Source organism: Pseudoalteromonas lipolytica, from assembly GCF_001306915.1.
GTDB classification, from domain to species: domain Bacteria; phylum Pseudomonadota; class Gammaproteobacteria; order Enterobacterales; family Alteromonadaceae; genus Pseudoalteromonas; species Pseudoalteromonas simplex.
The window spans coordinates 88,084-101,570 of record NZ_LJTC01000015.1 but is presented as its reverse complement, the minus strand read 5'-3'; the positions used below and the strand labels follow the sequence as shown (position 1 = coordinate 101,570).

The 13,487-nt window shown below is 39.0% G+C and carries 6 protein-coding genes; 5 read left to right on the top strand and 1 reads right to left on the bottom strand.

The annotated features are described in order from the left end of the window. The first annotated feature begins 170 nt into the window (after positions 1-170). The 5 genes from AOG27_RS19130 to AOG27_RS19110 all read left to right on the top strand — a co-directional run bounded on the left by AOG27_RS19130 (position 171) and on the right by AOG27_RS19110 (position 8,827). Entirely contained in the window at positions 171-698 is a 528-nt protein-coding gene (locus AOG27_RS19130; RefSeq protein WP_054554592.1) for a MotA/TolQ/ExbB proton channel family protein, read from the top strand. A 1-nt stretch (position 699) separates the two neighbouring features. Further along, positions 700-1,044: a DUF2149 domain-containing protein gene (locus tag AOG27_RS19125; RefSeq protein ID WP_054554591.1), complete on the top strand. Its 345-nt coding sequence runs from the start codon at positions 700-702 to the stop codon at positions 1,042-1,044. Then, complete coding sequence (cobN, locus tag AOG27_RS19120) at positions 1,041-4,943, top strand: cobaltochelatase subunit CobN (protein WP_054554590.1); 3,903 nt, start codon at positions 1,041-1,043, stop codon at positions 4,941-4,943. The genes AOG27_RS19125 and cobN overlap by 4 nt, the downstream gene beginning before the upstream one ends. Positions 4,944-5,080: 137 nt before the next feature. Next, positions 5,081-5,974, top strand: coding sequence for a cation diffusion facilitator family transporter (locus AOG27_RS19115; RefSeq protein WP_054554589.1), 894 nt, complete (start codon positions 5,081-5,083; stop codon positions 5,972-5,974). A gap of 579 nt (positions 5,975-6,553) precedes the next feature. Further along, positions 6,554-8,827 (top strand): response regulator, encoded by a 2,274-nt coding sequence (locus AOG27_RS19110; protein ID WP_235523722.1) that lies wholly within the window; start codon positions 6,554-6,556, stop codon positions 8,825-8,827. Here AOG27_RS19110 and AOG27_RS19105 read toward each other — a convergent pair. Continuing rightward, positions 8,799-13,250, bottom strand: coding sequence for an EAL domain-containing protein (locus AOG27_RS19105; RefSeq protein WP_054554598.1), 4,452 nt, complete (start codon positions 13,248-13,250; stop codon positions 8,799-8,801). The two genes, AOG27_RS19110 and AOG27_RS19105, sit on opposite strands and share 29 nt — an antisense overlap. Positions 13,251-13,487 lie beyond the last annotated feature (237 nt).

Below are 13,487 nucleotides of genomic sequence, written 5' to 3'. Positions count from 1 at the left end.
CCTTAGGAGCTTTATATTATTTGTGTACAGAGAACTGTTTTATTTTTGCCAGAATAATACGCCTATTTTTATAAAGATCAATATAAATGCAAATTGTTCCTATTTGCATTATTGTAATGGTGTGTGTTTTCACGTACATTTGAGCCCGTCAAATTTACTGGGGCAATAATGTGAATATCCAAATAATCGAACAACTTATGGCTGATGTGTCAGCTCTTCTAATGGCACCTGTGATTTTAGTGATTGCAGTACTCTTTGTTTATGCGTTTTTCGCAGCAGGGAGGTTTGTATCTGAATATCTAATCAGAAGAAAAAATCAGCTTGCTTATCAGCGAGATATCGATACTAAAACGGCCACGAATTACAGAGGCTTTTATGTCCATAATTACTATGTAGCGAATCCAACTGCATCTGAGGATGAGCTTGAAGTGTTTGCGTTAAAACAACTAGAAGTACTTAGAGTTGTTACCCGTATTGCACCTATGCTTGGACTAATTGCGACGATGATCCCAATGGGACCTGCATTAAAAGCCCTTGCCGATGGCAACATTCAGGGGATCAGCGAAAATTTAATCATTGCCTTTGCAGCGGTTATTTGGGGCTTGGTTATTTCGACCCTAACGTTTTGGCCAGCTTCGGTTAAAAAACGTTGGTGCGCTCAAGAACTTATCAATATTCGTAAATTAAGAGGGCAATAACATGCGCTTTTTAGACGAAGATGAAGAGTTAAACCCAATTGTCAGTGCCGTTAATCTGGTTGATGTATTTCTGGTGATTATTGCTGCACTTCTTATTGCAATTGCACAAAACCCACTCAGCCCTTTTACGGCAGAAAACGTGACTGTTGTTAAAAATGCCGGTGAGCCAAATATGGAAGTAATTGTTAAAGAGGGCAAGGAGATTAAACAATATAAATCTAACGGTGAAATCGGTTCTGGCGAGGGCATGCGCGCTGGTGTGGCTTATAAAATGGCTGACGGTAGCTTTGTATATGTCCCCGAAAGTGATGGCTCAGCAACGGGCAAACAAGAGAATACACAATGATAAGAATAATAACGTATGCGCTGCTTTTATTCAGCGCACTGACTTCACATGCAGCACAAAAGCCTGAAGTGCTTATAATGATGTCGGGTCATGTGGCTAAATCGAAAGGGGCATTGCTAACAAGCCTTGCTGAAGATCAACCGTTCACCTTTACTAATTTTAGTACTAAAGGCAAAACAGACGAAGAGATTAAACAAGCTTGGCAAAATGCTGAGCTGATTTTGTTGGATGGCATCAACCCTGCGCTTTCAAAATATATGTTTGCTAAGTATCAGCCATATTTAACTGAGTACCCCAATGTGCCAGTGATCTCACTCGGTGATATGGAAAACTCAGCAATGAATAGCGGTTTATCTGAGCAGCAACATACTCACCTTGGCGGTTATTACAATAATGCTGGGCGCGATAATTATCGTAATATGATGCTTTATATTGCAAATGCCATTTTTAAACTCTCAGATGTGCCAGCAGAGCCAGTTAAAGTCATTCCAAACGTTGGTTTATATCACCCTGAGTTTGACGGCCATGTTAGTGCTGATGAAACGCAGTTTTTTAATTGGTTAGAGGCTAAGCCAACTCAACCAGTTATAGCGATAGCGATTCATCGTTCAGTCATTGATTATGAACAGCAACAAATAGTTGATGCATTAATTACTGGTCTTCAGAACAAAGGTGCGAAAGCATTGGCGTTTTTCTTTGAAGGCAATGACGAAGCATTAACCTACCCAGAGTTACTGAGTGATGAAACTGGCTCACGGGTAGATTTAATCATTAACTATCGCTCATTGCACTATGTTGAGAAACGCCGCGCAGAGTTTATGCAAATTGGTGTGCCTGTTATTCATGCACTTAACTATACCGAAGGCGATGAACAGGCTTTTAAAGAAGATCATGCGGGTGTATCACCAGCACTCACTCCGTTCTTTCTTGTAATGCCAGAAGATACGGGTAGCACCGACCCAGTTATTATTGCCGCTAATGAAAAGGGCAGTAAGGTGGCAATGCAAGCGCAACTTAATGCGTTGGTTGAGCGTGCATTTAACCATGCCAATTTAGCGCACATTAAAAACACAAATAAAAAAGTCGCCACCTTTATTTGGAACTACCCGCCGGGTGAAAAGAATATTGGCGCTGCATTTTTAGATGTACCGAGTTCGATTGCTAACATCGCAAAAGCGATGCTCGATAAGGGTTACCAAGTAAAACAAACGGATACAGCCACGTTAGTTGAGCAAGCGGGTAAGTTGCTCCGTCCTTATTATCGTGGTGAAGATGCTGAGGCTTTGGTAAAACTCGGACTCGCAGATTATTTACCGCTAAGTATCTATCAAACTTGGTTTGATAGCCTGCCTCAGGATGTCACTCAGCCAATTATTGATAAATATGGCCAACCAAGTGAAAGCGGTATGTTGCGTATGCACAATGGCGAAATGATGTTTGTCATTCCGCGCATGGAACTGGGTAACATGATTGTACTTCCTCAAGGTGTGCGTGGTGAAACGGCAAAGCAGCATGCTGCCCAGTATCACAGTACTAAATCGGTCATCAATCATAGTTACTTAGCTATTTATCTATACGCACGTGATGTTTTTAATGCTGATGCGGTGGTGCATTTAGGTACTCATGGTTCACAAGAGTGGCTTAGTGGTAAAGAGCGAGGCTTATCGGTTTATGATGCGCCAAACTTAGCGATAGGCAATATTCCTGTTTTCTATCCGTACATTATTGATAATGTCGGTGAAGCGATGCAGGCAAAGCGTCGTGGTCGTGCCACCATGATCAGCCACTTAACCCCAGGCTTTGCAAAAGCAGGGCTATACACTGAAGTGGCAAAATTAAACGAACTGATCACCAACTATTTAATGTTGGATGAAGGGCAAACAAAATCAAATACGCAGCAAGAAATAATTAAGCTTGCTAAGCAATTGAATATGTTAAAAGACCTCGACCTTGATGAAGCTACTTTAGCAGCTCAATTTGCTGACAAGATTACCGTCTTACAAGATCACTTAAACACACTGGCACAGATGAGCCAGCCGCTGGGAGTTCATATTTTTGGTGAGCTACCAATCAATGCCCATCTTTACAGTACTATTTTGCAAATGCTTGGTGATGATTTCACTAAACAAGCAGGTGAATTTGAGCGAGAAATCGGTATTGCTATTGGCGAGTCTGAACGTGAGGACGAGCGCAAGGTTGTAAAGTTAGAGGCATTAGAAGGATTTCAGTTACTAGCGCGAGTGCTGGGCGAAAATAGTAACTTAGCCATCCCTGAGTCGTTACAAAGTGATATTGCGACAGCAAAAGAGTACTGGCAAAACTTTCACAAAAGTGAAGAAATCACCGGTTTGCTAAACGGTTTGAATGGTCAGTATATACCAGTAAGTCACGGTAATGACCCTATTCGTAATCCGGCGGCTGTACCAACAGGTCGAAACTTAATTGGCTTTAACCCAGCGAAAGTACCTTCGAAAGAAGCTTATCAGGCTGGGGTAAAGATGCTTGAACAAACTGTACAGCAGTATCAAGCAGAACATGGCCGCTACCCACAGAAGCTTGCTTTTTCACTTTGGTCACTTGAAACAATGCGTCATCAAGGTGCATTAGAAGCACAAATTCTCCATGCAATGGGGATAAAGCCGAAGTGGAATAATCAGGGCAACATTGTTGGCACTGAAGTGATCCCATACTCAGAGCTTGGCAGGCCACGTATTGATGTAGTGGTTTCTGCGACAGGCTTGTACCGTGATGCATTTCCTAATGTCATGCTTTGGATTGCCGAGGCAATAGATAAAGTGGCAAAGATGAAAGAAGACAATAACTTTGTTTATCGTCACTCAATGACCCTCAAGCAAACACTATTAGACGAAGGTAAAAGTGAAGAGGATGCAGATTACTTATCTTCTGTACGTATTTTTTCTAATGAAAGTGGAGCATACGGTACAGGGCTTGCGGGGGGAGCGCTTGACTCTGATAGCTGGGAAAATGACAGTAAGCTGGCTAATTTGTATTTAGAACGAATGGGCTTTGGTTTTGGTAAAGATGAGGCTCGCTGGAGCGAAAATTTATCAGAAACAGGGCTATACGAAAAGGTGTTGTCGGGCACAGATGGGGTGGTGTTTTCTCGTTCAAGTAACCTTTATGCACTCATGACAAATGATGATCCGTTCCAATACTTTGGTGGCATAGGCCTAGCGGTTCGTAATATTGATGGTAAAACACCACAAATGTATGTCTCTAATTTGCGCCGTAAGGGGCAGGAGAAAATTCAAACTTTAGATCAGTTTATCAGTAACGAGATGCGCAGTCGTTATTTTCACCCTCGCTGGATTAAAGCGATGCAAGACTCAGGTTATGCTGGGGCTACTGCTATTTTAGACCGTATGAACAACATGTGGGGCTGGGAAGTTATGACCCCCGACGCGGTAAGAGATGATCAATGGCAAGAATTCTTTGAAGTGTATGTTGATGATAAATACGATATGCAAATGCGCGAATTCTTTGAGCAACATAACGCTGAAGCATTAGCACAAATCATTGAGCGAATGTTAGAGGCTGTTCGCAAAGGTTATTGGCAAGCTGATGCCGAGACACTGAAGAAAATGCTTGAAACCTACACTGAAATTGCTAATCAACATGATGTTGTTACAGACAATGAAACATTTACCGAGTTCGTAAAAGAGCAAAATGCTGGCTTTGGTCTTGCACCTTTAGTACCTGGGCAAGCGGCACCAGAACTTGCCAACAGTGTAAGTTCTGCTAGTCAGCAAGTGAGTGGCCAAAAACTTGAACAGGTTGAACAAGGTAAACAGACAGAATCTGACTATACATTATGGTGGCTATTAGGCGGGATTTTCTTTACTGGAATGATTAGCCCCTTTATAAGAGTGAAACAATAGCATTACCTTACAAAAGGCGGTCGAGGCTAGGTTTTTGGCCGCCTTTCATAACTTTTTAGTGCGTTTAGCCGCGTCACGTATTACAATTGCGACTTTATATCATTTCCATCTCCAGCGAATAGGTTTTCCACTTCTTCATGACAGATATTACAACACACCAAGCTTCTAGACGCCGCTTGTTAATTGCTTTAGCCATAACGTGCTCGTTTATGGTTATTCAGATTATTGGTGCCTATTATTCTAATTCGCTTGCTGTACTTGCTGATGCTGGGCATTTGTTTGTTCATAACAGTTCTTTATTTATTGCACTTATTGCTTCAAGCATGGCGATTTACTTTGCAAAAAACTTTAACGATGGTTACCAACGAGCTGAACTGACCGGTGGCTTGATCAATGGTGTTTTGTACTTAAGCATTAGCTTAGTTATTCTTTACGAAGGTGGAGAACGTTATTTCCATCACAGTGATGGGCATGAACTACAAATCAATAGCTATTTGATGTCAGTTATATCTGCTATTGGATTTTTGTTTCATGGCGCAGCTGCATGGGTTTTGTATAAAGGGCGTAAGGCAAGCATTAATGTATATGCGGTATTTCTCCATTCGTTCTTTGACTTAATTTCGACAGTTTCTACTTTCTTTGCTGGAATTTTAATCTACTTAACCGGGTGGGCAGAAATCGATATTATTTCGAGTATGCTCATAGCGATCTTTGTATTGTTCACTGGGGTTAAAGTGATTATTCGCTGTATTAAAGGGTTACTGGAAAACCGTAGTAAGCTTCCTGATGTAGCAGCTATTGAGCAAAGTATTGCATCAATAGAACACGTTCAAAATGTGCATAATGTAACGGTAATGCGCCAAGACAAAGATATTGTTGTGGGAGCACATGTGGTGTTAAAGCAGCATTGTACCGTGGAAAAGCATGATGAGGCGTGTCGACTTAAAGTAGAACAGCTATTGCTTTCACGCTTTAAAGTAAACAAAAGTGTTTTACAAATCGAAAGTCATGAATGCCATTATGTTAATTAAAGTGGCAAAATGTTTAATTTTCTTTTAATTTAAAGGTATCGCTAGGGTGTTAGGATGCCTTTTTTGCTTCAAAATAAGCCATTTTATATTAACTTTTTAGCTGCGCTGTTGCTTGGTTGCATTGCAGGTCTAGTTAATTTATTGCCAGTATTTTTTTTGGATAGCTCTGAGTTTCTGCTTGGGCAATTTTTTGTCATTTTAAGCCTGCTTTTACTCGGTTGGCGCTATGCAATTATCACCTTTATCATTAGTACTGGCTTCATATTTTATCGCTGGGGCCATGCTTGGCCATCCATTGTTTTTGCCTTAGAGCTTATATTTTTACAATTATATTGCCTGTCTAAGGCGCGTCCTGTCTTTTTGAGAGGGATGCTTTTTTGGTTTGTTATAGGTTCACCCATTCTTTGGGTATTTGGGCACTATTTTTTAGCATTACCCACACTCACTCTGTTGATAGCATTGGCTAAGTACTGTTTAAATGCAGTTATTTACTTGTCTGTAATAGATTTATTGAGCTTTTTCTTTAGTCGATACTCTTGGCACAAATATTATTCCTCTTTGGATAAAATACTTAATTACGTGGTTAGCTTGTTAGTCATTTTAGTGGTAATACTCACTTCAATTGTTTTGACTAACAATCACTATGCTCGCATAGAGTATGAGGTTAACGCTCAACTTAATGAAAAAGCGAATGAAATAGCGCGAGTTATCGATTCGCATTTAGAGCACCATAAAAAAGGAGTGGTTCTAACCGCAAAAAGTATTGCTCATGGGCTACCCAAACAGGTTGCACTTGAGAATATGGCTAATCTGTACCCAGATTTTAGAACTCAAATCATCACTGATGCTTTTGCAGATGTTACTCATTTTTACCCCCAATCATTAGCTGTAAGTTTGCAGCAGTCAAACATTCGCGCAAATGTTTCAGATCGTGATTACTTTATTCATGCACCGTCCAATAAGCAGGGTTATATTTCGACTATTTTTAAAGGGCGTGGTTTTGGTTCTCTGCCCATTGTTGCGGTTTCAGCGCCTATTTATATTGAGGATATGTTTACTGGCGTGGTCGAAGGCTCGCTGATGTTTGATTACTTTGCTAGTTTACGTCCAAGTTTATTTAGTCATCAAGGTGATTTACTAATACTCGATGCGGCTAATAAAGTTGTGTTTAGCACCATCGATGATTTTAAAGAGATGCAACAACTAAGCAATGAAGAGATTGATTCATTTGCGAATGAAGAGCGTTTTATCATATTTGATGCACACAATGAGCAGCAATATTATGCTAAGCAAGCGCGCTTAGCTGACCATAATTGGATGGTTATGACCATGCTAAACCGAAAACACGCGAATGATGTCGCTGTAAATGCATGGGGACAGTCATTGGTTATGATCATTTTTATTATTTTACTAACAAGCGTTTTCATCACTCAACTAAGTCGTTGGCTGACAACACCGATACGCAAACTTGCTGAACAAATTGATAAATTTGAGCCAGAAAATGCTGATACTGACACGTATTTACCGCAAACTTGGTTAGAAGTGAGCCGCTTGCAATCACAATTTTCGAGCCTTGCGAATAAGCTCGCACTGAGCTTCAATCGTCTACATCAAGCGAACCACGAAAATGAATTACTAAACGTAAGACTGAAAGACTTTAATGCACAACTAGAAAAACAGGTTGATGATAAAACCAATGAGTTGGTTGAAGCTGTACGGGCTGCAAATAATGCTAACCGCACTAAATCTCAGTTTTTGGCTAATATGAGTCACGAAATTCGAACTCCGCTAAATGGTATTTTAGGGATGACTCAGCTGTTACTAGATAATAAAGATTTAGCAGAAGAAGAACACGAAGAGTTAGTGATGATCCATCAAAGTGCGAATAACTTACTGCTGATTTTAAATGATATTTTAGATTTCTCCAAAATAGAGGCGGGTGCTTTAAAATTAGAGTATCGTGCAGTTGAAATAACTAAGTTACTTGAACAAATTGCCAAGGTGTTTAGTAGTACAAGCGTAAAAAAAGGGGTGACGTTTAAGCTTAACATTAGTGACTCTGTACCAAGTTGTATCAGTTTAGACCCTTTAAGGTTTAGCCAAGTTATAAATAATATTTTGAGTAATGCCGGCAAGTTCACAGAGTCGGGCGACATTACCATGAGCTGTACTATGGTTAATGACCGAATGCAGATCAGCATTCGTGATACAGGCATCGGGATTTCAAGTGAGCAGCAGGCAAAACTGTTTACCGAGTTTACTCAAGCCGACATTTCTACCACACGTAAATATGGCGGAACGGGACTTGGGCTAACCATTAGTAAGCGAATTATTGAGTTAATGGCAGGGGAGCTTAAGCTAACAAGTCAAGAAGGCGTTGGTAGTGAGTTCACCATCACGATGCCTGTAATTATTAGTAATTCAGCCTCAGTGGATAACCAAAGTACTGCGACTCCCCAATTAGCAGGTTTGAATATCTTACTAGTTGAAGATAACCCTGTTAATCAAATTGTATTGAAAAAGATGCTGCGTTCCACTCAGTGTAATCTCAAACAAGCAAATGACGGCCTTGAAGCACTTGAGATACTGCAGAGTTATCAAGCTGATATTATCCTTATGGACTGCCAAATGCCAAATATGGATGGCTATCAATGTACAAAAGAAATAAAACAGAACCCGCACTTGTATGGTCAGGCTATAATCATTGCCATCACTGCGAATGCATTTGAAGAGGATCAGCAGCGTTGCCTTGTTGCTGGCATGGATGATTTTATCTCAAAGCCAATTAATAAAGACCAATTATATGCGTGTTTAAACAAATGGCTTAAAGCTCTTTTAAACGAGCAACAATAGATTGCAAGTTTTGTTCTGCAAGTAGGTCTTCAGAAAGCATAGGTTTTGCAAAGTAGTAACCTTGAAAGTCATCACAGCCCATGTGTTGTAAAAATTTAATTTGCTCAATAGTTTCAACGCCTTCGGCAATACAATAAAGGCCTAAATTAGCGGATAACGCATGGATTGTTTTGATAATTGATTCGTTACTTCGATCATGCCCAATATTGCGCACAAAACTTTGGTCTATTTTAATGACGTCAATTGGAAACTGACTGAGGTAAGTCAGTGAAGAATATCCGGTACCAAAGTCATCAAGTAATAGTTTAAAACCCGCATTTTTTAACTTTCGTAGCTGCTTTGAGGCTTTATCTTTGTCTTCTAGTAATGTGTTTTCAGTAATCTCTAAGCGCAATTGCGCAGGCTTAATGCGAAAATTATTCAGGATCAACAAGAGTCTTTCGGTTAAGTTCGCCTTTAATATGTGCGTTGGCGATACATTTAAAGAAAGGTAAAAACGAGGGTTTGATCTTAAAATTGGCTGCAATTCTGTTAAAGCTCGATTTAAAGCCTGTTCTGTAAGTACATCGATTAAACCAATTTCTTCTGCAATAGGGATAAACTCAGCAGGTGAAATAAAACCTTGTTCTGTCTTCCAGCGCATTAATAATTCAACACCATTAATTTGCTTCGTTTTAGCATTAACAATTGGCTGATAATTATTAAAAAGCTCATCATCTTTAAAGGCATCTTTTAACGCATTTTCGAGTAATAACTTTTTAGTGAGCTGGTTATTCATCTGCTCGGTAAAGTATTTGAAATTGTTTCGCCCAGATTGTTTGGCATGCATCATGGCAATATCAGAATTGCGTATTAACTCATCAGCTGTTTTAGCATCAAAAGGATAGAGTGCAACCCCAATACTGGCTGAAATATTGATAGAAAAATCGTCAATAATGACTTTATTTGCTAATTCTTGTGTAAGTTGCTTAACTAATTCGCTCAACGTTTGAGGCGAATGAAGATCTTTGACTAACACTAAAAACTCATCGCCACTTTGTCTACCAACCGTTGCATTATTAGGTAAAAGTAAACTTACACGTTGCGTAATATTGCACAGCAATTGGTCACCAACAGCATGGCCAAAAGAGTCATTCACTGGCTTAAATTTATCTAAATCAATAAATAACAAGGCTGCTAACTTGTTGTGCTTTTTAGAATGATTTATACAATTATTGATTTTTGAATGCATTAATGAACGATTTGGTAAGCCCGTTAATGGATCGTAATTCGCTAAATAACGTAACTCATCTTCAGCACGCTTTTGTTCTGTAAGATCTGAAATAACAATCACATAATGACTAATCGCTTGATTATCTTTCGCAACTGCAGTAACACTGATATGAACAGGGTGGGATGGATTTTTTTGAGTGTGTATATAAGCTTCTGTTTTCCAGTTTTGTTTTGGTTTTAATGTTTTTAACACATTGATGTATCTTAAGAACTGAGCCCTACCTATTGTGCGAACAAAGTCCTTAATTGTTAGATCAGTTATATTGCCTGTAATAGCAAATGTATCACTGAAGCTTGTATTTGCTGAAAATGGTTTTAACTGGCTGTCTAAAATTAAAAGCCAGTCATTTATCTGGCTGAAAGCTTCACCGAGCACACTTGCTTGTAGTGCATTTGCTCTTTGTTCGGTAATGTTGGTATAGATACCTGTTACTTTTATTGGCTTATTTGCTTCATCAACTTCGACGACACGGCCAATGTCCTGATACCATAACCACTTACCATTTTGATGATTTAAACGGTAGGTGATATTCCATTGTTCTTGATTTGATTGTTTTGCAAAGGCATTCCAATGGTTTAAGTAGGCACTACGGTCTGCTGGATGAATAAAATCAAGGAACTCAATGAGGGCTAAACTCTCGTTACTCTTGTGGTAACCCAGCTCTGTCACAAAGCGATTATTTAAAAGCGTTTGCTGGCTTAAATTGGCTTCCCATACCCCACTTTTGTTACTGCTCAGTGCTAATTCAGTTTGTTGTTGCGATTTAACAACATCAGCATGCGCTTTATTCAGTACTTGTTGACGTGCTCTGTATTGCCAAAAAAAGAAAAAGAGTATGGCAAAAATGAGCAGCACATAACCTGTTATCGCAACTGGTGAAGACCAAGGTGCATAGGCAATATTAAACTGTAGTTGTCTTGTTGCTGAACTGACTTTGGAGCTCTCGGAGTTAGAAGCAACAGACAAGATATATTGTCCGGGAGGTAGCTTGGTAAAAAATACTTTGTTAGTGGTTAATTTGTCGTAATTTAATGACGTTGGTCCCTCTAAAGTTACTTTATAAGTTGTTTTATCCTTATTGATAGTATCAAAGTTAGAAAAGCTAACCTCAAGACCGATGTCTTCAGCAGTCATTTGAAGAGGGTTATTGATATATTTGTATGGATGATAGTTCAGCTCGCGAGAGAGCAAAGAAACATGAGTAATTTCAGTATTTATCGCATCTAATTCTGTTGGTGAAGTTAAAAAGTCTTCAGGTGCGATTAACAATAAGCCCCTTGTCGAACCAAAGCCAATTTGGCCATTGTCTAGCGTTGCATCGGCATCAACATTAAACTCATTAGCTGAAAGGCCATCACGGATAAAATACGAATTGATACTTCTTGAACTTAAATCAATTCTATACAGGCCATTTTGCGAACTAGCCCATAAAAAACCAAAGCGGTCGATTTGTAAGCCATACACTGATTTTGCATTGAGACCAGATTGAGTGCCTAAGCGATGTTTAATAGCGTAGGAGTGAGAGTCAACAGCAATTAACCCTTCGTTAGATGAAGCCAGCCAAAGTGTATCATTGTGGTCAATAACCCAATCATCAATCACAGAAAATGTGAGTGGATTGAAGTTTTCGACTTGATAAACAAGTGTCAATTTTTCAGTTTGCTCATTATAACGATACAAATGGCCAGACATACTTAACAAATAGTCGTTAGGGTGACTCGAGAGTGGCTTTAAAAAAGAGTGCGCATTGATAATATCGACTTGTTCTTTTAGTCCCTTAATAGTTCGTAATTCACCTGTTTTACCATTGTAGCGATAAAAGTTTTCTTGAGTAATAAATGCAAATTGATCTGAACCTAAAGTATGAAAGCCCCAACTTGGCTCATTTTCTAATATATTAATCACTTCTTTACTGCCTTTTAAAGGCACTAAATCACCGCTGATCTTATCAAAGAGCGCTAAGCCTCTGTACTTCATAAGCCACAGAAAGCGTTCAGATGGTTCTATTTCTGCCTGTGCAATGCCATATACAGCATGTTCTCCATGAAAGGCTTTTATATCATCATTAACTAGGTAAGGGCTGATGGAGTTTGTTAATTGGTTATACTTCAGCATGCCATTTTCGGTGCCGATCCAAATAATGTTTTCGCTGTCTTGCAATACCGCCCAAACACTATTGTTGACATTACCAGAAGTAGACGTTGATTCGATATGCTTAAAACGCCTTGCTAAGGTGGACCATGTAAAAACTCCCTGCGAACGAGATGCAAGCCATAGCAATCCTGTTTTATCAATCATCACGTCGACAATTGTATTGTCGGTCATTAAAAATTTACTTTGCTCATAGCTCAAAATAAATTCGGCGGATAGAGTTTCCCTATTAAATTCGAATAAGCCTTTTTCAGTGACAATATACTCACCAAATTTACTAGATGCGAAATCCCAAATATTTAATTCAGGAACCAATAGTTTGGTTTTATCTACTGCGAGAAGTTTATCTGCATTAAATGGAATGTTGTACATTCCTTCGACTGTACCAACTAACAGACCTAATTGAGGATCCAGATGCAAAAATTTTGCGTTTTTATTATCGTTATTTAATTTATTTTCATCAGCAAGCTCAATACGAGAAACATGATCATCCACTAAGTTTTTTGAAAAAAGTCCTGCGGTTGTTCCAATGTATAAAAAATTATCATGCAGAGCTAAAGCACGAATAAAGTCATCTTGCTTATCGATTGAAAACTCATGCAAAAACTTTTTGGTTTGCTTATGGTAAGAATAAAGGTGCTGATTGATTGCGAAAAAGAAATGACTGTCATCTTCTTCGAGTGCAAGAATAGGGGAAAAATAAACATCTTCAGGGGTTAGTTTTCCTGAATAGACTTTTTCGACACTGAGTGTTTTTGGGTTTATGAAGTAAGCACCTGAAAACTCAGTACTCACAAAAATCTTGCCATCACTGGTTTTAGTCATAAAAGTGATCTGTCGTTGATCAAGCATATATTCGCCAGCAAAAGCGGCTACTTGATAGCCGTCATATCTATTTAAGCCTTGATAAGTGCCAACCCAAATAAAGCCTAAATCATCTTGCACGATTTTAGTAACACTACCTTGGGTTAACCCTTCATCTGTAGAGATCCGCTGCATTTGCAAAGCATAGTTTTGTGCATTCACTGAAAAGGTGAGCGTGAAGAACAGCAAATTGAATATCAAAAGAAAAAGTTTAGGCACCGACTGATTAACCCTAAATTATTATTTGCATATAATTTTTAACAAAATATAGCACAATTATGAATGTTATTGAGTCAGCTGAAAAGATAAATTAGTAAATGTTTAATTAAGGTACAACATAGTGTTAGCTGTGCTATAAATAGCCCATAGGCA